General features: G+C 72.4%; 19 protein-coding genes. 2 read left to right on the forward strand and 17 right to left on the reverse strand.

Going from position 1 to position 22,335, the window contains the following annotated elements; genetic code table 11:
• Positions 1–15: 15 nt before the first annotated feature.
• From nuoN to UQW22_RS01370, 15 genes are all read right to left on the reverse strand, one after another.
• Positions 16–1,749, reverse strand: coding sequence for an NADH-quinone oxidoreductase subunit NuoN (gene nuoN / locus UQW22_RS01300; protein ID WP_407319036.1), 1,734 nt, complete (start codon positions 1,747–1,749; stop codon positions 16–18).
• Entirely contained in the window at positions 1,746–3,359 is a 1,614-nt protein-coding gene (locus tag UQW22_RS01305) for an NADH-quinone oxidoreductase subunit M (protein WP_407320692.1), read from the reverse strand. Before UQW22_RS01305 ends, nuoN begins: the two co-directional genes overlap by 4 nt.
• A gap of 12 nt (positions 3,360–3,371) precedes the next feature.
• A complete protein-coding gene (gene nuoL, locus UQW22_RS01310; RefSeq protein WP_407320693.1) occupies positions 3,372–5,321 on the reverse strand; it encodes an NADH-quinone oxidoreductase subunit L in 1,950 nt (649 codons plus the stop codon).
• 20 nt (positions 5,322–5,341) lie between these two features.
• The gene (gene nuoK, locus UQW22_RS01315) at positions 5,342–5,641 is read right to left on the reverse strand and encodes an NADH-quinone oxidoreductase subunit NuoK (protein WP_277208319.1); all 300 of its coding nucleotides are present in this window, start codon (positions 5,639–5,641) and stop codon (positions 5,342–5,344) included.
• A complete protein-coding gene (locus UQW22_RS01320; protein ID WP_407320694.1) occupies positions 5,641–6,390 on the reverse strand; it encodes an NADH-quinone oxidoreductase subunit J in 750 nt (249 codons plus the stop codon). The genes nuoK and UQW22_RS01320 overlap by 1 nt, the downstream gene beginning before the upstream one ends.
• A 41-nt stretch (positions 6,391–6,431) precedes the next feature.
• On the reverse strand, positions 6,432–7,223 hold the full coding sequence (nuoI, locus tag UQW22_RS01325) for an NADH-quinone oxidoreductase subunit NuoI (RefSeq protein WP_407319037.1): 792 nt from the start codon (positions 7,221–7,223) through the stop codon (positions 6,432–6,434).
• Positions 7,220–8,548 carry an NADH-quinone oxidoreductase subunit NuoH gene (nuoH, locus tag UQW22_RS01330; RefSeq protein ID WP_407319038.1) on the reverse strand — a complete coding sequence of 443 codons (1,329 nt, stop codon included), beginning with the start codon at positions 8,546–8,548 and terminating at the stop codon, positions 7,220–7,222. The genes nuoI and nuoH overlap by 4 nt, the downstream gene beginning before the upstream one ends.
• The gene (locus tag UQW22_RS01335) at positions 8,545–11,139 is read right to left on the reverse strand and encodes an NADH-quinone oxidoreductase subunit G (protein WP_407319039.1); all 2,595 of its coding nucleotides are present in this window, start codon (positions 11,137–11,139) and stop codon (positions 8,545–8,547) included. The genes nuoH and UQW22_RS01335 overlap by 4 nt, the downstream gene beginning before the upstream one ends.
• The gene (gene nuoF / locus UQW22_RS01340) at positions 11,139–12,476 is read right to left on the reverse strand and encodes an NADH-quinone oxidoreductase subunit NuoF (protein WP_407319040.1); all 1,338 of its coding nucleotides are present in this window, start codon (positions 12,474–12,476) and stop codon (positions 11,139–11,141) included. The genes UQW22_RS01335 and nuoF overlap by 1 nt, the downstream gene beginning before the upstream one ends.
• Complete coding sequence (gene nuoE, locus UQW22_RS01345) at positions 12,469–13,317, reverse strand: NADH-quinone oxidoreductase subunit NuoE (RefSeq protein WP_407319041.1); 849 nt, start codon at positions 13,315–13,317, stop codon at positions 12,469–12,471. Before nuoE ends, nuoF begins: the two co-directional genes overlap by 8 nt.
• Complete coding sequence (locus tag UQW22_RS01350) at positions 13,314–14,684, reverse strand: NADH-quinone oxidoreductase subunit D (RefSeq protein WP_407319042.1); 1,371 nt, start codon at positions 14,682–14,684, stop codon at positions 13,314–13,316. The genes nuoE and UQW22_RS01350 overlap by 4 nt, the downstream gene beginning before the upstream one ends.
• Positions 14,681–15,448, reverse strand: coding sequence for an NADH-quinone oxidoreductase subunit C (locus tag UQW22_RS01355; protein WP_407319043.1), 768 nt, complete (start codon positions 15,446–15,448; stop codon positions 14,681–14,683). The genes UQW22_RS01350 and UQW22_RS01355 overlap by 4 nt, the downstream gene beginning before the upstream one ends.
• Positions 15,445–15,996 (reverse strand): NADH-quinone oxidoreductase subunit B family protein, encoded by a 552-nt coding sequence (locus UQW22_RS01360; protein ID WP_171782371.1) that lies wholly within the window; start codon positions 15,994–15,996, stop codon positions 15,445–15,447. Before UQW22_RS01360 ends, UQW22_RS01355 begins: the two co-directional genes overlap by 4 nt.
• Positions 15,997–16,055: 59 nt before the next feature.
• A complete protein-coding gene (locus UQW22_RS01365) occupies positions 16,056–16,418 on the reverse strand; it encodes an NADH-quinone oxidoreductase subunit A (protein ID WP_407319044.1) in 363 nt (120 codons plus the stop codon).
• Positions 16,419–16,564: 146 nt separating this feature from the next.
• Complete coding sequence (locus UQW22_RS01370) at positions 16,565–17,890, reverse strand: geranylgeranyl reductase family protein (RefSeq protein WP_407319045.1); 1,326 nt, start codon at positions 17,888–17,890, stop codon at positions 16,565–16,567.
• Between the two features lie 220 nt (positions 17,891–18,110).
• Between UQW22_RS01370 and UQW22_RS01375 the strand changes: the two genes are divergently transcribed.
• The gene (locus UQW22_RS01375) at positions 18,111–18,269 is read left to right on the forward strand and encodes a hypothetical protein (RefSeq protein ID WP_407319046.1); all 159 of its coding nucleotides are present in this window, start codon (positions 18,111–18,113) and stop codon (positions 18,267–18,269) included.
• 74 nt (positions 18,270–18,343) lie between these two features.
• On the opposite strand, the gene UQW22_RS01380 is transcribed toward UQW22_RS01375, so the two are convergent.
• Positions 18,344–19,039 (reverse strand): demethylmenaquinone methyltransferase, encoded by a 696-nt coding sequence (locus UQW22_RS01380; RefSeq protein ID WP_407319047.1) that lies wholly within the window; start codon positions 19,037–19,039, stop codon positions 18,344–18,346.
• A 96-nt stretch (positions 19,040–19,135) separates the two neighbouring features.
• On the opposite strand from UQW22_RS01380, the gene UQW22_RS01385 reads away from it, so the two are divergent.
• A complete protein-coding gene (locus UQW22_RS01385) occupies positions 19,136–20,506 on the forward strand; it encodes an isochorismate synthase MenF (RefSeq protein WP_407319048.1) in 1,371 nt (456 codons plus the stop codon).
• 185 nt (positions 20,507–20,691) lie between these two features.
• Here the strand turns inward: UQW22_RS01385 and UQW22_RS01390 are convergent, their stop codons facing one another.
• Entirely contained in the window at positions 20,692–22,227 is a 1,536-nt protein-coding gene (locus tag UQW22_RS01390; protein WP_407319049.1) for a S1C family serine protease, read from the reverse strand.
• Between the last annotated feature and the right edge of the window lie 108 nt (positions 22,228–22,335).

The following is a 22,335-nucleotide window of genomic DNA, read 5'->3' on the forward strand; positions in this document are numbered from 1 at the left end:
GCGGCGAACCGGACGTCACGGCTGCAGCGGCCGGAACGTGGCCGCCTGCGAGGCCCAGTCCAGCGCGACCTGCGGCAGGATGCCGAGCAGCACCACCCCGACGGCGCAGGCGACGATCGCCGTCGTGGCGAGACCGCGGGAGCGCACCACGACCACGGCCGCCCGGGCCCGGGTGGCCTCGGCAGCGGTGAGGGTGCCGGTCGCCGGTGCGGCGCCGTCGGCCGACGCGCCGGTGGGCGATGCCCCGGCGGGCGATGGCTCCGGGCCGGCAGCCTCCGTGACGTCCTCGGTCTCCTCGGTGGGAGGTGTCAGCACCATGAGCACGATCAGGCGCACGTAGAAGAACACCGCGACCGCCGAGGCGAGCACGCCGAGCACCGCCAGGGGCCAGGCGCCCGCCGCCACGGCGGCGGAGAAGACCTCGAACTTGGCGATGAAGCCCGCCGTGAGCGGGATCCCCGCCATCGACAGCAGGAACAGCGAGAACGCCGCCGCGAGCCACGGTGACCGGCGCGCCAGGCCCGCCCACTGCGACAGGTGCGTCGCCTCGCCGAGCACCACGCCGTCGGCGTCCTGCTCGCGCACGAGCGTCACGACCGCGAACGCGCCGAGCGTCGCCAGCCCGTAGGCCAGGACGTAGAAGAGGACCGCCTGCGCCCCGGTCTCGGAGAAGCCGACGAACGCCACCGTGAGGAAACCTGCGTGCGCGATCGAGGAGTACGCCAGCATGCGCTTGACGTCCGTCTGCACCGCACCGGCGACCGTGCCGACCAGCATCGTCAGGATCGCCACCGCCCAGAAGCCCACCTCCAGGTCACGGCGCAACGGCTCGTCGAGGCCCAGCGCGAGGGTGAAGACCACGCGGACCAGCGCCCCGACGGCGGCCGCCTTGACGCAGGCCGCCATGAACCCGGTGATCGGCGTCGGTGCTCCCTGGTAGACGTCCGGTGTCCACGTGTGGAACGGCGCGGCGCCGATCTTGAACAGCAGGCCCACGGTGATGAGCAGCACGCCGGCGATCGCCAGGGCAGGCATGAGCTCCAGCACCGGGCTCTCCGGGTGGGCCAGCGCCAGCAGGGCGCCCTCGAGGCTCACCGTGCCGGCGAACCCGTAGACCAGCGCGATGCCGAACAGCATGATCGCGCTCGCGAAGGACCCGAGCAGGAAGTACTTGAACGCGGCCTCCTGGCTCAGCAGCCGACGACGGCGGGCCGTCGCGCACAGCACGTACAGCGGGAGCGACAGCACCTCGAGCGCGATGAACAGCACGATGAGGTTGTCGGTCGCCGGGAACAGGAGCATGCCACCGGTCGCGAACAGCACCAGCGGGTAGATCTCCGTCTGCTGCAGCCCTGCCTCCCGGGCGGCGTCCTCGTACGTGGTGCCCGGCACGGCGGCCGCCGTGGGTGCGAAGGAGTCCTCCCCCGTGCGGGTGCGGTCGGCGATCACCAGCACGCCGAGGATCGCGAGGATCGCCACCACGGCCTGGATACCCAGGGTGAACGGGGTGAGCAGGAACGTCCCGTCGACGACGAACGCGTAGCCGTCGGTCGCGACGGTGTCCCACAGGAGGACGACCGCCGTCAGCGACCCCGCCAGCGCCGCCAGCGTGAGCACGACCTGCGTGGTGCGCCGCACCCGGTCCGGGACGAAGGCCTCGATGAGCACCCCGATCACCCCGGCGGCCAGCACGACGAGGACGGGCGACAGGACGGCCCAGTCGATCTCAGGTGCCTCGAACGCGTTCACTGCTCGCTCCCCTCGAGAGCCCCGAACACGGGCTCCGGATCGGTCTCACCCACGTGCTCGACAGAGACGCCCGCCGGGTCGCGGACGTAGTCCAGCGCCGGACCGGGCACCAGCCCGAGCACCACCAGGGCCGCCACGAGCACGCCCGCGACCGTCTTCTCGCGGGCGTCCAGGTCCTTCGCGCCGCTCAGGTCCGGCGCGACCTCCCCGGTGAACATGCGCTGGTAGGTCAGCAGCACGTAGACCGCGGCCAGCACGACGGCGGGCACCGCGACGAGCACGGCGGCGGGCCAGCGCGCGTAGGCGCCGAGGAAGACCATGATCTCCGAGACGAACGTGGCCAGGCCCGGCAGCGCGAGGGCCGAGAGGCCGGCGACGAGGAAGGTTCCTCCGAGCACCGGCGCGACCTTGCGCATCCCGCCGTAGTCGGCGATCTGCTGGCTGCGCCGCGGGTGCCGGGCGATCGCGAACCCGGCGACGAGGAACAGCGCACCGGTCGAGATGCCGTGGTTGAGCATCATGAAGCTCGCGCCCGAGATCCCCAGCGACGTGAAGGTGAAGATGCCGAGGATGATGAACCCGAAGTGGGAGACCGACGTGTAGCCGATGAGCCGCAGGACGTCCGTCTGGCCGATCGCCAGGATCGCGCCGTACAGGATGGAGATCACGGCGAGCACGATGATCGCCGGGGCGGCCCAGCGGCTCGCCTCCGGGAACAGCGGCAGGCACAGCGTCAGCATCCCGAAGGTGCCCACCTTGTCCAGCACGCAGATGAGCAGCGTGGACGTGCCCGGCGTCGCGTTCTGGGTGACGTCCGGCAGCCAGGTGTGCACCGGGAACATGGGCGCCTTGATCGCGAACGCCAGGAAGAAGGCGCAGAACATCAGGCGCTCGGCGGTGGGGTCGAGCGCGAGCCCCGTGACGTTGTCCGTCAGGAACGCGTCGTCCGGACGCAGACCCGTCGCGGCGTCGACCGGGACCTGCAGGTACAGCGCGACGACGGCGGCCAGCATCACCAGGCCGCCGGCCAGGGAGAACAGCAGGAACTTCACGGCCGCGTACCGGCGCTGCGCGCCCTGCCCGAAGCCGCCGATGAGGAAGTAGGCGGGGATCAGCATGGCCTCGAAGACCACGTAGAACAGGAACACGTCCCGCGCCGTGAAGACCACGACCATGAAGGAGAGCAGCACGAGCACCGTGGCGAGGTAGCGCCGCAGGCGGACGTGGTCGCCACCCTGCTCGTGCCAGGCCGCGAGGATCACCAGCGGCACGAGCCCCACGCTCAGCGCCACGAGCAGGAGCGAGACCCCGTCGACGCCGACGGCGTAGCTCGCCCCGAGCGCCGGGATCCACGCGTACGTCTCGGTGAGCTGGTGGGTGCCCGCCGCCGCGGTGTCGAACGCCGCGAAGGCGCCGACCAGCATGGCCACCTCCACGAGCGCGCCGACGAGGGCCACCGTGCGGGCCGAGCCGGCACCGAACGCTCCACCGCCGGTCGCGGCGCCCGAGGCCGGGCGTCCGCGCCCCGCGCCCGTCAGCACCGTGGCCAGCGCGGCGACCAACGGCCACACCACCAGGGCGGTCAGCCAGGGAAAGCTGGACATCGTCATCCCTTCCATGTCTCAGCTCGCCCCCTGGCCGGAGAACAGCCAGATCACGAGCACGATCACGCCCAGACCACCCAGGGTCATCGCGGCGTACTGCCGGACGTACCCGGACTGCAGACCGCGCAGGGCCGTACCGAGCCGTCCCACACCTCCGGCCAGCCCCAGCCACCCGGCGTCGACCGCGGTGCGGTCGGCGTAGACCAACGAGCGGGTCACGACCTTGCCGGGGAGCATGACGACCGCCTCGTTGACGTCGTCCTGGTGCAGGTCCACCCGGGCCGCACGCACCAGCGCCGGGGCGGGTGGCGGCGTCGTCGGCACGGGGCGCGTCGCGAACTGCCAGAAGGCGAGCGCCAGGCCGACGGCCACGAGGAGCAGCGTGAGCGTCATGATCAGCCAGATCGGCAGGACCGGGTCGTGATGCTCGGCGTGACCCGTCACGGGCTCCAGCCAGTGCACGAACCGGTCCCCCGCGTTGAGCACGAAGCCGAGGCCCACCGACCCGATCGCAAGCACGATCATCGGCAGCGTCATGAGCCACGGCGACTCGTGCGGGTGCCGCACGGGGGTCCCGTCGCCGCCCGCACCGTCACGGCCCGCACCGCCCGCGAGCTCGGTGGCCCAGCGCCGGCGGCCCATGAACGTCATGAAGAACAGCCGCGACATGTAGTAGGCGGTGATGCCCGCGCCCACGAGGGCGACGATCCCGAAGACCCACGGCCGCCAGCCCTCGCCCACGAACGCCGTCTCGATGATCTTGTCCTTGGAGTAGAAGCCCGAGAACGGTGGGACGCCGAGGATCGCGAGCCAGCCCAGCCCCATGGTGATCGCCGTGACCGGCAGCAGCCGGGACAGGCCGCCGAAGCGGCGCATGTTCACGTCGTCGTCCATCGCATGCATCACGGACCCGGCCCCGAGGAACAGCCCCGCCTTGAAGAACCCGTGCGTGAGCAGGTGGAAGATGGCGAACGCGTACCCGACCGGGCCGAGGCCCGCCGCGAGCATCATGTAGCCGATCTGGGACATCGTCGAGGCGGCCAGCGCCTTCTTGATGTCGTCCTTGGCACAGCCGACGACCGCCCCGAACAGCAGGGTCAGCGCGCCGACGATCGCGACGACGAGCTGGGCGTCCGGCGCCGCCTCGAGGACCGGGCCGGAGCGGACCAGCAGGTACACGCCGGCCGTGACCATCGTGGCGGCGTGGATGAGCGCGGAGACGGGCGTCGGACCCGCCATCGCGTCGCCGAGCCACGCCTGCAGCGGGAGCTGGGCCGACTTGCCGCACGCGGCGAGCAGGAGCAGCAGGCCGATCGCCGTCGCCGTGCCCTGGTCAGCCGCCTCGGCCGAGCCGAGCACGGTGGCGAAGTCCACCCCGCCGAAGGTGGCGAGCATGAGCATCATCGCCGCGATGAGCCCCATGTCCCCCACCCGGTTCATGACGAACGCCTTCTTGCCCGCCACCGCGTTGGGCAGGTGGTGGTCCCAGAACCCGATGAGCAGGAACGAGGCGAGGCCCACGCCCTCCCAGCCGACGAACAGCAGCAGGTAGGAGTCCGCGAGGACCAGCAAGAGCATCGCCGCGACGAACAGGTTGAGGTAGGCGAAGAACCGGCGACGGTCACGGTCGTGCGACATGTACGCCACCGAGTACAGGTGGATCAGCGAGCCGACGAAGGTGATCAGCATGACGAACGTCATCGACAGCGGATCCACCTGGAACCCGAGGTCCACCTGCAGCGGACCGACGTCGATCCAGCTGGCCGTGGTGTGGACGCCCACCCGGTCCTCGGCGGCCACGCCCAGCATGTCGAGGAGGATCACCAGGCCGAGGACGAACGTCGCGGTGGAGGCGAGCAGGCCGAGCCAGTGCCCCCACCGGTCGCTGCGCCGGCCCACCAGGAGCAGCAGCGCCGCACCGATCAGCGGCGTGGCGACCAGCCAGGGCGCGAGGGAAAGAGTCTGCATCATCGAAGTCGTCGGCCCCTCTAGCTCTTGAGCAGGTTGACGTCGTCGACCGAGGCCGACCGGCGGGCGCGGAAGATCGTCACGATGATCGCCAGGCCCACGACGACTTCCGCGGCGGCCACCACCATGACGAAGAAGGCGAGGACCTGGCCCGTGATGTCACCGTGCATGCGGGCGAACGTCACGAGCGCCAGGTTGGTGGCGTTGAGCATCAGCTCGACCCCCATGAACACGACGATCGCGTTGCGCCGCAGCAGCACCGTGGTCGCACCGAGCGCGAACAGGATCGACGCGAGGTAGAGGTAGTTCACGAGGTCCATCAGCGGTCCTCCCCGTTCTCGTCCGGCCGGGAACCCGGCTCGATCCGCTGCACGAGCGTCTCCTCGGCGGTGAGCAGCTCCGTGGCCGAGCGCTGCTGACCCCGGATGCGCAGCACCCGCGGCACCGAGTGCTCCAGCGGGCGGCCGTCCGGCCCGAGCGCCGGGGTGTCCATCGCGTTGTTCTGCGCGTAGACCCCCGGTGCCGGCAGAGGGGTGAGGTGGCGACCGGTCGGCAGCAGCGCGACCTTCGCATCGGCCAGCGCCCGCTGCGTCGGCTTCTTCCCGAGCCGGCGCCGGTGCGTGAGCACCAGCCCGGCGAGCGCCGCCGTGACGAGCAGGATGCCCACGACCTCCATCGCCACCACGTAGTGCTGCAGCAGCACCCGGGCCAGCGCCACCGGGTTCGTGACCGCGTTGGCCTCGGCCAGCCCCGCCGACGGCGGGAACGTCGCCTGGGCGACGACGCCGAGCAGCACCGCGGCGAGCCCCGCACCGAGCAGCACCCCGATCCAGCGCTGGCCGCGGATGGTCTCGGTGAGCGAGTCGGCCGCGTCCACCCCGACGAGCATCAGCACGAAGAGGAACAGCATCATGACGGCGCCGGTGTACACGACCACCTGCACGATCCCGAGGAACGGCGCCTCCTGCGCCACGTAGAGCACCGCGAGGCCGATCATCACGAAGACGACGCAGACCGCGGCGTGCACCGCCCGCCGTACCACCAGGAGCCCGGCAGCCGCGATCACCATCAGCGGGGCCAGCACCCAGAAGAGGACCTCCTCGCCGCCGGTCACGGGTGCGCCTCCGTCCCCAGCGCGGTCCGGCCGTCGAGGTTCGACTCCTGCGCCGCGGCGCGCGTGGCCGCGGCCCGGTCCTGGTCGGGGCGCAGCCGGTGCTGGTCGGGCGTGGGTGGCGGGGCGTCCCCGGCGACGACGGCGGCCGCGGCGTCGAGCGTGGGCTCGTCCGGGCGGTGCTCACGCACCCAGTCGACCTGGGCAGCCGTGGGTGCCGTCACCTCGCCGCGGTAGTACTCGGTGTCCGTGGTGCCCTCGACCATGGGGTGCGGCCCCGCGAGCATCCCCTCGGACAGCGGCGCGAGGATGTCCTGCTTCTCGTAGATCATCCCCTCGCGGCTGGGTCCCGCGATCTCGTAGTCGTTGCTCATCGTGAGCGCCCGCGTCGGGCACGCCTCGATGCAGAGCGCGCAGAAGATGCACCGCAGGTAGTTGATCTGGTAGACGCGGCCGTACCGCTCCCCGGGCGACATGTGCACCGGCTCGGCCGAGCCGTCGTTCTCCGCCAGGTCCGCGTTGTCCGCACCTTCGACGTAGATCGCGTCGGCCGGGCACGCCCAGGCGCACAGCTCGCAGCCGATGCACTTCTCCAGACCGTCGGCGTACCGGTTGAGCTGGTGGCGGCCGTGGTACCGCGTCTGCGGCGGGGTCTTCTTCCGGGGGTACTCCTCGGTGACGGTCGGCTTGAACATCGACGAGAACGTCACGCCGAACCCGGCGACCGGGGCGAAGAACTCCCCCACCGGACCCTTGGTCGGGCGCAGCGGCTCGTAGGGCTTGTCGGTCATCGCGTCTCCTCCGCGTCGACGTCTGCCGGAGATGTTTCGCCCTGCGCCGCCGGGGGCACCGTGCGGCGCGCCCGCGGCGAGACGGGCAGGCGCTGCCCGGGCAGCGGGGGCACCGGGTAGCCGTCGGCGAAGGCGTCGAAACGTTCGCCGTCGCCGTCCTCGTCCGCCGGTCTGTCGGGCGCCTTCCGGTCGGGCCACAGCCACAGGAGCAGCATCACCAGGACGGCCACCGCGACGATCGCGACGATCATCTGCGTCCGCGTGATGCCCGCGAGCCCCAGCCACTGGAAGGTGGCGAGCGCCACCAGCCACACCAGCGCGAACGGGATGAGCACCTTCCAGCCGAACACCATGAACTGGTCGTAGCGCAGCCGCAGCAGGGTGCCGCGCACCCACACGAAGAAGAACATCAGCAGCCACACCTTGGCGAGGAACCACAGCACCGGCCACCAGCCGGTGTTGAGCACGCCGTCGCCGATCATCGACAGCGGCCACGGGGCGCGCCACCCGCCGAGGAACAGCGTGGTGGCCACGGCCGAGACGTTGATCATCGCGATGTACTCCGCGAGGAAGAACCAGGCGAACTTCATCGAGGAGTACTCGGTCATGTAGCCCGAGACGAGCTCGCCCTCCGCCTCCGGAAGGTCGAACGGCAGCCGGTTCGTCTCGCCCACCATCGAGATGACGTAGACCACGAAGGCCGGCGCCAGCGGGAGGAACCACCACAGCTGCGTCTGCGACTCCACGATCGAGGACGTCGACATCGACCCGGCCATGACGAACACGCTGACCAGGGACAGCCCCATCGCGAGCTCGTAGCTGATGACCTGCGCGGTCGACCGCACCGCCCCGAGCAGAGGGTAGGTCGAGCCCGACGACCAGCCGCCGAGCACGATGCCGTAGACGCCGATGGACGCGCACGCCAGGACGTAGAGCGTCGCCACGGGGAAGTCCGTCAGCTGGGCCGGCGTCGAGTAGTCGGTGAACGGGATCGTCACGCTGGGACCGAACGGGATGACGGCGAAGACGAGCAGGGCGCAGAACACCGAGATCATCGGTGCCAGGAGGTAGGTCACCCGGTCGGCGCGCGTGACCGACAGGTCCTCCTTGAGCAGCAGCTTCATGGCGTCGGCCAACGACTGCAGCAGACCCTTGGGGCCGTGCCAGTTCGGGCCGGGACGCACCTGCATGCGGGCGACGACCTTGCGCTCGAACCAGATCGCGAAGAGCACGCTGGTCAGCAGGAACACCACGACGAGCACGGCCTTGACGATGCTCGTGACGAGGGTGTCCGCGCTGAAGTCCGCGGCGACTCCGGGGATCATGCGTCCGCTCCCTTCTCGGCGGGGGCGATCCGGACCGGGTCGCCGGGCCTGGCGCCCAGGTCGTCGTGGATCCGGCAGCCCCGCGACGCCGTCGGCAGCCACACCACGTGGTCCACCATCTCGGTGATGGCCACGGGCACGGTGATCGCGCCGCGGTCCGTGGAGACCGTCACCAGGTCCCCGTCGAAGACGTCGAACCCGGCGGCGGTGACCGCGCTGATCCGTGCCACCGGCCGCTTCGCCGTCCCCGCCAGGTGCTCCTCGCCGTCCTGCAGGGCCCCGTCGTCGAGCATCAGGTGCCAGCTCGCCAGCACGGCCGTGCCGGCGGCGACGGCGGCCGGCTCGGCCGCCCGTGCCCGGGGGGCGTCCGTCCGCGGACCGGTCCAGGCGCCGAACACCGCGACGGCCCGGTGCGCGGCCAGGGGCTCGGCCGCCCCGAGGTCCACGTCGAGCTGCGCGGCGAGCGCGTCGAGCACCCGGTGGTCCGGCAGCGCCGACGAGTCGAGGGCCTGTCCGAACGACCGCACGCGACCCTCCCAGTTCCAGTACGAGCCGGCCCGCTCGACCGGCGGGGCGACGGGCAGCACCACGTCGGCCAGGTCGGTCGCCTCCGTACGCCGCACCTCCAGGGCGACGACGAACCGGGCCCCGCCCAGCGCCCGCCGCGCGTGCTCGGGAGCCGGCAGGTCGGCCAGCTCGAGACCACCGACCAGAGCCCCGGAGAGCTGCCCGACGCTGAGTGCGTCGAGGATGCCGTCCGTGTCGAGACCGGGGTTCTCCGGGAGCGTCGACGCGTCGACGCCCCACGCCGCGGCGACCTGCTCGCGGGCGTCCTCGTCCACGAGCGGCCGGCCGCCGGGCAGCAGGCCGGGCAGCAGGCCCGCCTCGACACCGCCGCGCTCCCCCGCACGCCGGGGGATCCACGCCAGCCGGGCACCGGTCGCCGCGGCCAGCCGCAGCGCCGCCGAGTAGCCTCCCGGTGCGCCGGCGAGGCGCTCACCGACCAGCACGACGGCGCCCTCCTGGCCGAGCGCGCCCGCCACGTCCTCGAGGGAGCCGCGGTCGGCTCCCGCGGGCGGCAGGTCACCGGCGGCCTGGGTGGCCAGCGTGCCGAGCCAGTCGGCCTCGGTGCCGGGTGCCGTCGGCAGCAGGGTCCCGTCGAGACGGGCGAGACCTCGGCTGCGGAACGGCGCCACCGAGAAGATGCGGGAGCCGGCCCGGGCGGCTTTGCGGAGCCGCAGGAACGTGATCCCGGCCTCCTCCTCGGCCTCCAGCCCCGCGAGCAGCACCGCGGGGGCGGCCTCGAGCTCGGCGAACGTGACGCCGACGCCCGTCCCCGCCACCGCATGGGCCAGGAACGCGGTCTCCTCGACCGAGTGCACCCGGGCCCGCTGGTCGACGTCGTCGGTGTGCAGCACGGTCCGGGCGAACCGCGACCAGGCGAACGCGTCCTCCACGGTGAGCCGGCCGCCCGGCAGGACGCCGACGCCGCCGTCGTCGCGGGCCGCCGCGAGCCCCTGCGCCGCGACCTCGAGGGCCTCGACCCACGACGCGGGCCGCAGCTCACCGTCCTGGCGCACCAGGGGGGTCGCGATCCGGTCCGGGGCGGACTGCCACGTGAACGCGAAGCGGTCCTTGTCGGTGATCCATTCCTCGTTGACTGTCGGGTCGTCGCCGGCCAGGCGCCGCATCACCTTGCCGCGCCGGTGGTCGACGCGGATCGCCGCCCCGCACGCGTCGTGCTCCGCGACGCCCGGCGTGGAGACCAGGTCGAACGGGCGCGAGCGGAACCGATAGCTCGCCCCGGTCAGCGCACCCACCGGGCAGATCTGCACGGTGTTGCCGGAGAAGTACGACGCGAAGGGCTGCCCGGAGGCGTCCGGCTGGGCGATGCCGAGCGGGACGTCGACCACCTTCGAACGGTCGTCCCCGGGCGGGGCGAAGTCGAGGACCTCCTCGTCGAACCGGCCGATCTGCTGGTCCGCGCCCCGCTCCTGCAGGGCGATGAACTCGTCGCCCGCGATCTCCTCGCTGAACCGGGTGCACCGCTGGCACAGGACGCAGCGCTCGCGGTCCAGGAGCACCTGCGACGAGACCTGGATCGGCTTGGGGAAGGTCCGCTTGACGTCCGCGAACCGGGAGGTCGCCCGCCCGTTCTTCATGGCCTGGTTCTGCAGCGGGCACTCGCCGCCCTTGTCGCACACCGGGCAGTCGAGCGGGTGGTTCATGAGCAGCAGCTCCATGACCCCCTCCTGCGCCTTCTCGGCGACGGCCGAGGTGCGCTGGGTCTTGACGACCATGCCCGGGGTGACCGTCATCGTGCAGGAGGCCTGCGGTTTCGGCATCGCCCGCAGGTTGCCCTCGCGGTCCGGCATGGAGACCTCGACGAGGCACTGGCGGCAGGCGCCCGCCGGCTCGAGCAGCGGGTGGTCGCAGAACCGGGGGATCTCGATGCCGACCTGCTCGGCGGCACGGATGATCAGCGTGCCCTTCGGCACGGTGATCTCGACCTCGTCGATCGTGCACGTCACCGTCTCGACGGGTCGCTCCGCCGGGCCGCCCGCGCTCGTCTTCTCGGTGGTGGCGGTCATCAGTGGCCTCCCGCGCCCGCGAGCGCCGGCGGCGCCTGGGGCGTGTCGTCGAACAGGGTGGACCGGGCCGGGTCGAACGGGCACCCGCGCCCGTCGAGGTGCGCCTCGTACTCCTCGCGGAAGTACTGGACGCTCGACGTGATGGGCGAGGTCGCCCCGTCGCCGAGCGCGCAGAACGCACGCCCCAGGATGTTGTCGCACAGGTCGAGCAGCAGGTCGATGTCGGCACCGGTGCCGTCACCGGCCTCGATGCGGTGCAGCACCTGCTTGAGCCAGTAGGTGCCCTCCCGGCAGGGCGTGCACTTGCCGCAGGACTCGTGGGCGTAGAAGTCGGTCCACCGGCTCACCGCGCGGACGACGCACGTCGTCTCGTCGAAGATCTGCAGCGCCCGCGTGCCGAGCATGGAACCCGCGGCGCCCACGGACTCGTAGTCCAGCGGCACGTCCAGGTGCTCGGCGGTGAACAGGGGCGTCGACGACCCTCCGGGCGTCCAGAACTTCAGCTCGTGGCCCTCGCGCACCCCGCCTGCCAGGTCGAGCAGCTCACGCAGGGTGATGCCCAGCGGCGCCTCGAACTGGCCGGGCCGGGTGACGTGCCCGGACAGGGAGAACAGACCGTGGCCCTGGGACTTCTCGGTGCCCATCGACGCGAACCAGTCGGCGCCCTGGGCCACGATCCCCGGCACGGACGCGATCGACTCCACGTTGTTGACGACCGTGGGCCGGGCGTACAGGCCGGCGACGGCGGGGAACGGCGGCTTGAGACGGGGCTGACCCCGCTTGCCCTCGAGGGAGTCCAGCAGCGCCGTCTCCTCGCCGCAGATGTACGCCCCGGCCCCTGCGTGCACGGTGACCTCGAGGTCGTACCCGGACCCTTGGACGTCGATGCCCAGGTACCCGGCGTCGTAGGCCTCCTGGACGGCGGCGAGCAGCCGCCGGTAGACGTGCAGCACCTCGCCGCGCACGTAAATGAACGCGTGGTGGCACCCGATGGCGTAGCTGGTGATCGCCACGCCCTCGACGAGGTGCTGCGGGCTGGCCAGCATCAGCGGGATGTCCTTGCAGGTGCCCGGCTCGGACTCGTCGGCGTTGACCACGAGGTAGCGCGGCCCGCCGTCGGGCGGGGGCAGGAACCCCCACTTCATGCCGGTGGGGAAGCCGGCACCGCCGCGTCCGCGCAGGCCGGAGTCCTTGACGAGCTGCACCAGGTCGGCGGGGTCCCGCGTGAGCGCGGTGCGCAGGCCCTCGTAGCCGCCGTGGGCGAGGTACGTGTCCAGGCTCCAGGACCGCTCGGCGTCCCAGGTCTCGGTGAGGACGGGGGTGAGCATGTCAGTCATCGGAACCCTCCGTTCCCTTGCCGGGCTCCGCGGCGTCCGGCATGCCCGGCTTCTCGTCCTGCGTCGTGGCGGGCTTGCGCTCGGCGCTGGACTGCGCGGTGCCGGTCTCCGGAGGCACCTCGGCCGCCGGCTCGACGGCAGGCTCGGAGCGGTCCGCGGAGGGCGCCGTCCACCCCTGCTCGCGCGCGATCCGCAACCCCTCGAGGGTGGGACCTCCCGCCCCGACGCCCTCGTCGGCACGACCGTCGGTGAACCCGGCCAGGACCCGGCTCGTCTGCCGGAACGAGCACACGCTGGCCGCGCCGCGCGTCGGGGCGACCTGCTCGCCCGCCCGCAGGCGGTCGGCGACCTCGACGGCCGAGTCCGGCGTCTGGTTGTCGAAGAACTCCCAGTTGACCATCATCACCGGCGCGTAGTCGCAGGCGGCGTTGCACTCGACGCGCTCGAGGGTGATCGAGCCGTCCTCGGTCGTCTCGTCGTGCCCGACGTCGAGGTGCTCCGAGAGCCGGTCGAAGATCGCGTCCCCGCCCATCACGGCGCACAGCGTGTTGGTGCACACGCCCACGGTGTACGTGCCGTTGGGGTGCCGCTTGTACTGGGTGTAGAACGTCGCCACGGCCGAGACCTCCGCCGCGGTCATCTCGAGCTGCTCGGCGCAGAACAGGATGCCGTCGCGGCTCACGTAGCCGTCCACGGACTGCACCAGGTGCAGCAGCGGCAGCAAGCCTGAACGAGGGTCGGGGTACCGGGCCACGATCTGCTCGGCGTCGGCCGTGAGCGCGGCCAGCGTCTCGGCGTCGTAGCCCGTGCGGGAACGCGCCCCCACCGGTTCGGCCGTCATCGGTCCACCCCTCCCAGCACCGGGTCCAGGGACGCGACGGCGACGACGACGTCGGCCACCTGGCCGCCCTCGCACAGCACCGACACGGCCTGGAGGTTGTTGAACGACGGGTCGCGGAAGTGCGCCCGGTACGGTCTCGTGCCGCCGTCGGAGACCAGGTGCACGCCCAGCTCCCCGCGCGGGTGCTCGATCGTCTGCCAGGTCTGCCCGGCGGGGACGCCGAACCCCTCGGTCACCAGCTTGAAGTGGTGGATGAGGGCCTCCATCGAGGTGCCCATGATGTGGCGGATGTGGTCGAGCGAGTTCCCCTGGCCGTCCGCGCCGACGGCGAGCTGTGCGGGCCAGGCGATCTTCTTGTCCGCCACCATCACGGGGGCGCCGACGGTGTCGTCGAGCCGCCGCAAGCACTGCTCGACGATCTTCAGCGACTGGTAGCACTCCTCCAGGCGCAGCACGACCCGCGAGTACGAGTCGGCCGCGGTGTCGGTGGGCACGTCGAAGTCGTACGTCTCGTAGCCGCTGTACGGGAAGGTCTTGCGCACGTCGTACGGGTGACCGGCCGAGCGCAGCACCGGGCCCGTGATGCCGAGGGCGAAGCAGCCGGCCAGGTTCAGCACCCCGACGTCGGTGAGCCGGGACTTGAAGATGGGGTTGGCCAGCATCAGGTCGCCGAGCTGGCCCAGGTAGCCGCGGACCTTCGGCAGCGCCGCCCGGACCTGGTCGGTGAAGCCCTCGGGGGTGTCCGTCGCGACCCCGCCCGGACGCACGTACGCGTGGTTCATCCGCAGCCCCGTGATCGCCTCGAAGAGCCGCAGGATCTCCTCGCGCGCCGTGAAGCCGATCGTCATGACCGTCGTGGCGCCCATCTCGTTGCCGCCCGTGCCGAGGCAGACCAGGTGGGAGGCGACGCGGTTGAGCTCCATCATCAGCACGCGGATGACGCTCGCGCGCTCGGGGACCTCGTCGGTGATGCCGAGCAGCCGCTCGGTGCCCAGGCAGTAGGCCGTCTCCTGGAACAGCGGCGCGAGGTAGTCCATCCGGGTGCAGAACGTCGTGCCCTGCGTCCAGGTACGGAACTCCATGTTCTTCTCGATGCCGGTGTGCAGATAGCCGATGCCGCAGCGGGCCTCCGTGACCGTCTCGCCGTCGATCTCCAGCATCAGCCGCAGCACGCCGTGCGTCGACGGGTGCTGGGGGCCCATGTTGACGACGATCCGCTCCTCGCCGATCGCCTCACGAGCGATCTCGTCCCAGTCACCGCCGGAGGCCTCGAAGCCCGGCACCCCGGGCCCGTAGTCCTCCTCGGGCGGCCGCGTGGAACGCGCACGGGGCGGCGTGCGCGGCATGTCGCTGGCAGGCGCGCTCATGAGTACTGCCTCCTCGTGTCCGGCGGCGGGACCGTGGCGCCCTTGTACTCCACGGGGATGCCACCGAGCGGGTAGTCCTTGCGCTGCGGGTGACCCGGCCAGTCGTCCGGCATCTCGATGCGCGCCAGCCCGGGGTGCCCGTCGAAGACGATCCCGAAGAAGTCCCACGTCTCGCGCTCGTGCCAGTCGTTCGTCGGGTACACGCCCGTGGTGGTGGGCACGTGCGGGTCCTCGTCGGGGCACGTCACCTCGAGCCGCAAGCGACGGGCGTGGGTCACGGACGTCAGGTGGTAGACGGCGTGCAGCTCACGGCCGGGGTCGTCCGGGAAGTGCACGCCGGACACGCCCAGCGAGAGCTCGAAGCGCAGGTCCTGGTCGTCGCGCAGCACCTGGCACACCGCCACGAGGTGCTCGCGGGCGACGTACAGCGTCAGCTCCGCGTCGTCGCTCGGGCCCGTGCCCGGGCCGGCGTCGTCCCGCCGACACGGGTCGAAGACCACCACCCGCTCGACGGCGTCGGCGAAGGCGACGCCCTGCTCGTCCAGGACCTCCGCGAGGACGTCGACCGCCTCGTCGAACCAGCCGCCGTACGGCCGCGACGCGGCCGGCGGCATCGTCACCGTGCGCACCAGCCCGCCGTAGCCCGACGTGTCCCCCGTGCCGTGCGCCCCGAACATGCCGGTGCGCTCGGCGACGAGCTCCGCCGTCGGCTCGGGCAGGTCGTGACCGCCCCGGGCGACCTCGCGCCCGTCGTCCGCGGTCATCGCAGCAGCCCGATCATCTGCGAGGTGGGCGTGGCCTCGAGGGCCGCCGCCTCCGCCGCCTTCGCCGCCTCGACCCGGTTGACCCCGAGCGGGGTGTCCTGGATCTGCTGGTGCAGCGCCAGGATCGCGTTGATCAGCATCTCGGGACGCGGTGGGCAGCCGGGCAGGTAGATGTCGACCGGGACGATGTGGTCGACGCCCTGCACGATCGCGTAGTTGTTGAACATGCCGCCACTGGACGCGCACACGCCCATCGACAGCACCCACTTGGGCTCGCTCATCTGGTCGTAGACCTGGCGCACGACGGGCGCCATCTTCTGGCTCACCCGGCCCGCCACGATCATCAGGTCCGCCTGGCGCGGCGAGGCACGGAAGACCTCCATGCCGAACCGGGACAGGTCGAACCGCGACGCGCCGGCCGCCATCATCTCGATGGCGCAGCACGCCAGCCCGAACGTCACCGGCCACACGGACGCCTTGCGCAGGTAGCCCGCGAGGTCCTCGATCGTCGTGAGCAGGAAGCCCGACGGCGATTCCTCCAGCCCCATGTCTCCTCCTTCGCGGAGCGTCGGTGCCGCCGCGGGCGGCACCCTTGCCGAACTGCCTGTCAGACCCAGTCGAACCCGCCGCGCCGCCACTCGTAGACGAACGGCACGGTGATCAGCACCAGGAAGATGAGCATCGCCGCCAGCCCGAACCCGGCCAGGACGGCGAAGTCCACCGCCCACGGGTAGAGGAAGACCACCTCGATGTCGAAGACGATGAACGTCATGGCCACCAGGTAGTACTTGATGGGCAGGCGACCGCCGCCCATCGCGAGCGGGGTCGGCTCGATGCCGCACTCGTAGGCGTCGAGCTTGGCGCGGTTGTAGCGCTTCGGACCGATGACGGCGCTCGCCGCCACGCCGCCCAGGGCGAGCACGGCCGCGATCCCCATGAGGACCAGCACCGGGACGTACGGGTTGCTCATCGGATCTCCTCGCCTGGATCGATCACGTCGGTGTCACTCCCTCGTGCCACGTCGGGTCTCATGCCACACTCCTCCGCGCGAGCTCTGCGGTGCCTCGCTCCGGCACACCACGTCCCTCGGCGTCCCTCCGCGGGGACTCCTCGATCTCACGCACGGGGCACCACCCTGGTGAGCCCTGCGATGACCCGGTCGACCCAGTCACCGCCGCGGGGCTCGTAGCAGTCCGAGAGCAGCTTGAGGACGAACTGCATGACCACCCGGCGCGGCAGCCCGTGCCGCACGCACAGCCGCATCACCGCGGGGTGCTCGATGAGCCGCACGAACCAGCGACCGAGCGTGTAGTACCCGCCCAGGTCGTCACGCATCCGGTCGGCGTAGGTGGCCAGGGTGCGCTCGCGGGCGTCGTCGGTGACCCGGGTGCGGGCCTGCGCGATCGCGTCGGCGGCGACGCGACCTGCCTGCAGCGCGTAGGCGATGCCCTCACCGTTGAACGGGCTGACCATCCCGGCGGAGTCGCCGACGAGCAGCGCGCCGGCCGAGTACATCGGGGACCGGTTGAACCCCATCGGCAGCGCGGCACCGCGGACGGGGCCCACCTGGTTCTCCTCCGTGAAGCCCCACTCCGCCGGCGTGTTGCGCATCCACGCGGCCATGAGCGCGCGGTAGTCGTGCCCCGTGGCGGACTGGCGCGCGGGCGTCGAGCTCACGGATCCCAGCCCGACGTTCGCGGTGCCGTCCCCGAGCGCGAAGATCCAGCCGTAGCCGGGCAGCAGGTTCGACTCTCCCGGTACGCCGTCCCACAGCTCGAGGTGGGACTCCATGAAGGCGTCCTCGTGGCGCGAGGTCGCGCCACCGGCCTGGTCGGTACGGAAGTAGGTGCGCACCGCCGTGCCCATCGGGCGGTCGTCGCGGCGGGTGATGCCGAGCGTCGTCGCGAAGCGTGAGGACACGCCGTCGGCGGCGACGACGACGGGGGCGCGGTAGGCCGTCGCGGGGCCGTCGGCGCGCCCGCGGCCGTCGAGCGGCCGCGCCGTCACGCCCACCACACGACCCGTGGCGTCGTCCGTCAGCGCACCGGCGACGCGGGTGCGCTCGACGAGCTTGGCGCCCGAGGCCTGGGCGTGCTGGACCAGGCGGTGGTCGAGCGACATGCGTGACCGGGCCATCCCGTAGCCCGGGTACGTCGTGAGCTCGGGCCAGGCGAGCTCCCAGGACCGTCCGCCGGCGACCACGCGCAGGCCCTCGTTGCGGATCCAGCCGTCGTCGGCACGGGTGTCGACGCCCATCCGGGCGAGCTCGGCCACGGCGCGCGGCGTCAGACCGTCGCCGCAGACCTTGTCGCGGGGGAAGGACGCCTTGTCGAGGAGCATCACGTCCAGGCCCGCCGAGGCGCACCAGTGCGCGGTCGAGGCACCGGCCGGACCGGCGCCGACGACGATCACGTCGGCGTCGTCGCGATGCGATGCACGCACTGCCTCACCTCCCTGACGAGAGACCCCGACTCCGTTGCCGGGGACGTCTTGTGAACTCAGTCACAACGTTCAGCCGTCACTCTAGTCACGTTCCTCGGCAGATGTGTAGGAAGGCAACCCTTCCCTGACGTGCAGGGTGGCGTCGGGGCAGGTGGCGGCATACGGTCGAACCGCATCCACGCACCGTTCCACCCGCATCTGCCACAGGAGGCACCGCACCATGAAGGCAACCACCGCGCTGGTCATCGGCGCCGCGCTGGGCTACTTCCTCGGCACGGAGAAGGGTCGCTCGACCCTCGACCAGGCCAAGGGATGGGCCACCGAGACCTGGAACGACCCCCGCGTCCAGGAGAAGGTCGCCGAGTTCAGCAAGAGCTGACCCCGCAGGCTGCGAAAGTCTCGATTCGATACGTTTCGGAGCGCCGAACCGTACCGAATCGAGACATTCGGTGCTCAGGCGGGCCGGGTCGCCCGGTGCAGGGCGACGATGCCGCCCGAGAGGTTCCGGTAGCCGACCCGCGACCAGCCGGCCGCCAGCAGCATCCGGCCCAGCGTCTCCTGGTCGGGCCAGGCCCGGATCGACTCCGCGAGGTACTCGTAGGAGCCCTTCTCCCGGGTGACCGCACCGGCGACGGACGGAAGCCCTCGGAGGAACATCTCGAGATAGGCGGCGCGCAACGGCGCCCACGTCGGGTGCGAGAACTCGCAGATCACCACGCGTCCGCCCGGCCGCACCACGCGCAGCATCTCGGCCAGCGCGGCCGGGGTGTCCACGACGTTGCGCAGCCCGAAGCTGATCGTCACCGCGTCGAACGCCGCGTCCGCGAACGGCAGCCGCGTGGCGTCCCCCGCCACGAACGGCAGGTCGGCGCTGCGCTCCTTGCCGACCTGCAGCATGCCCAGCGAGAAGTCGGAGGGCACGACGACGGCGCCCGCGTCCGCGAACGGCTCGCTCGACGTCCCGGTCCCGGCGGCCAGGTCGAGCACCTTCTCCCCCGGCCCCGCCCCCACCGCCGCCACGGTGGCTCGGCGCCAGCGGCGGTCCTGGCCGAGCGAGATGAGGTCGTTCGTCAGGTCGTACCGCCGCGCGATCCCGTCGAACATCGACGCGACCTCGGCGGGGTTCTTCTCCAGGCTGGCGCGGGACATGGGCCACATCGTCCCACGACGACGCCGGCGCCGTCGTGCACGCGCGGGCGGGCCCGCCCGCGAGCCGGTCACCGTGCGCGGCGTATCCTGGGACCGATGTCCGCCACGCCCTACCCGGCGCCGGTCCCGCCGTCGGGCGCGTCCTCCGGCAGCCACGCGCAGGCCCCCGAGCCGCAACCGCTCGTCGTGCGTACCACCCGGATCGAGCGGCTGCCCGCCGACCTCACCGCGCTGGTCGACCTGCTTCCCGACACCCGCCCCCTGGCGTGGGTGCGCCGGGGCGACGGGATCGTGGGCTGGGGCGAGGTGCTCCGCCTCGACACCTTCGGGCCGGGCCGGTTCGCCGACGCGGAGGCTGCCTGGCGCGCGACCCTCGACCACGCCGTCGTGCGCGACGAGGTGGGCCTGCCCGGCACCGGGCCCGTCGCGTTCGGCACCTTCGCGTTCGACGACGGCGGCACCGGCGACCACTTCGGCGGCGCCCGCCCGGAGGGCACGCTGGTGGTGCCCCGTGTGATCGTCGGACGGCGCGGCGACGTGTGCTGGATGACGACGGTCTCCCGCGCCGACCAGCTCGACGCGCCGAGCTCCGAGGCCCTCGCGCGCACGGGGCGCGCCCCGGTCGGCGACCCGGGACGGGTGACCCTGTCCGACGGCGCCGTGGCCGCCCGCGACTGGCCGGCCGTCGTCGCCGAGGGGGTGGAGCGCATCCAGGCGGGCGAGCTGGAGAAGGTCGTCCTGGCCCGCGAGGTGCTCGCGACGACCGAACGGCCGGTCGACCCGCGCTGGGTCCTCGCGCGGCTCGCCGAGGCCTACTCCTCGTGCTGGACCTTCTCCGTGGCCGGGATGGTCGGGGCCACGCCGGAGCTGCTGCTGCGCAGCGAGAAGGGGTTGGTGACGTCGCGGGTGCTGGCGGGCACCATCCGCCGGGAACCGGGCATGAGCGACGACGACGCGCTGCTGCACGCGGCTCAGCTCGCCCGGTCCTCCAAGGACCTCGAGGAGCACGAGTTCGCCGTGCGCTCGGTCGCCCACGCCCTGGAACCGTTCTGCTCGTCGATGAACGTCCCGGACGCACCGTTCGTGCTGCACCTGCCCAACGTCATGCACCTCGCGTCGGACGTCACGGCGGTGCTGGATCCCGCGACGCACGCCAGCTCGTTGACACTCGCCGCGGCGCTGCACCCCTCGGCCGCGGTGTGCGGGACCCCGACGACGGCGGCCCGGGACCTCATCCGCGAGATCGAGGGGATCGACCGCTCCCGGTACGCCGGACCGGTCGGCTGGGTCGGGGCCGACGGCGACGGCGAGTGGGGCATCGCGCTGCGGTCCGCGGAGCTCGGTGACGACCCCCGCCACGTGCGGCTCTTCGCGGGCTGCGGCATCGTCGCGGCGTCGGACCCGCAGGCCGAGCTGGCCGAGTCGGAGGCGAAGCTGGTCCCCATGCGCTGGGCTCTCGGCGCCTGAGCCGCAGGCGCCCGACAGCACCCTGAGGCGGAGGTGAGCGCCGCCCTGCGGGCGCTCACGCACGACGCGGCCGGGTCGGCACCGTGCCGACCCGGCCGCGATCGGCCGGACCGGGGAGGTCCGACCGGTCCCGCGGCAGCGACGGACGAAGGGGGGACACCGGTGCGCCGCGGGAGGGTGGGGGATCAGTCGCCGAAGAGCTCGTGCAACCAGTCCGGGATGTTGTCGGGCTGCGTCGGGTCGGTGGACGAGTCGTCCTGCCCGTCCTGGCTGTCCTGGCCGTCCTGGGGGCCGCCCTGCTCCGGGGCCTGGGAGCCCTGCGAGCCCGTGGTCTCCTCGCGGACGGCGAGGGTCACGTCGGCGGTCTGGGTCTGCCCGTCGCGCACGTACGTGATCGTGGCCTGCTCGCCGGCGGACCGTTCGCGCACGTACGCCGTGAGCGACTCCGCGCCGTTGACGGCGTCGTCGTCGATGGCCACGATGACGTCGCCGGGCTGCAGGCCTGCCTCGGCGGCGGGCGAGCCGTCCGTGACCTGCCCGACCTCGGCCCCGCGGCGCGTCACGCCGTCGGCCTCCGCGGCGGCGTCCCCGAGGGAGACGCCGAGGAACGCGTGCTCGGCCGTCCCGCCCTCGACGAGCTGCTCGGCGACGTCGGTCCCGAGGTTCACGGGGATCGCGAACCCGAGACCGATCGAGCCGGACTGCCCACCGCCGGAGAGCGTGGCGATGGACGACGTGATGCCCACGACGCGACCCTGGGCGTCGAACAGCGGCCCGCCGGAGTTGCCGGGGTTGATGGCGGCGTCGATCTGGATCGCGTTGGTGACCACGACCTCGCCGGAGTCGTCGCCCGAGGCGGCCACGGGCCGGTCCAGGGCGGAGACGATGCCGGTGGTCGCCGTGTTCGCCAGGCCGAGCGGGTTGCCGACCGCGAGGACCGAGTCGCCGACCTGCACGGCGTCGGAGTCACCGAAGGTGGCGGGCTCCAGGTCGTCCGGGGCGTCGTCGAGCTGCACGACGGCGAGGTCGGTGGTGGGGTCCGTGCCCACGATCGACGCCTCGTAGAGGCGGCCGTCGCTGAGCGTGACCTGGACGGCGCCGTCGGCCGCGCCGGACACCACGTGGTTGTTCGTGAGGATGTGCCCCTCGGCGTCGAGGACGACGCCGGAGCCCTCGGACCCGCCACCCTGCCCGGCGACCTGGATGGCGACGACGGACGGCGCGACGGCCGCGGTGACCGCCTGCCAGTCGGGGTTCTGGTCGGACGAGCTCGCGACGGGAGCGGTGGTGCTCTGCTCGGGCGTGCCGACGTCCGCGAGCGACGAGGCGCCGTCCCCGGCCAGGGGGCCGGTGAGCGCGTAGGTCGCACCGCTCGCCAGGACCGCGGCACCGGCCGCGGCGGCCACGACCGGGACCCATACCCCGCGCTGACGCTGCGGGCGCTGCTGCTGCTGCGGGGTTCCGTACGGTGCCGGCGGCTGCTGCGGGTAGCCGGCGGGGTACGACGACGGCGCTCCGGTCGCGGTGGGCGCCTGCGGCGACGTGCGGTCCTGGTACGGCGGGGCGGCCGCCGCCCGCTGGTGCTCCGGATGCGCGGGCTCCGTCGGGTGCGCGAACTGCGCGGGCTGGGGCTGCTGGACGGGCGGCAACGGCACGGTCGGGTGCTCGACCGGGTGCTCGTCGCGCGACGGGTTCTGCGGTGACGTGTTGTCGGTGCTCATGTGCCCTCTCCTCGATGTCCTGGCACCAGACAACACCCTGATCCTGGGGCACCCCTTGGGCGAACCTGTGAATCGCCTGAGACGTGGACGCTCAGTGCCGGTCGAGGG

Source organism: Isoptericola halotolerans, assembly GCF_045689585.1.
GTDB lineage: Bacteria > Actinomycetota > Actinomycetes > Actinomycetales > Cellulomonadaceae > Isoptericola > Isoptericola halotolerans_B.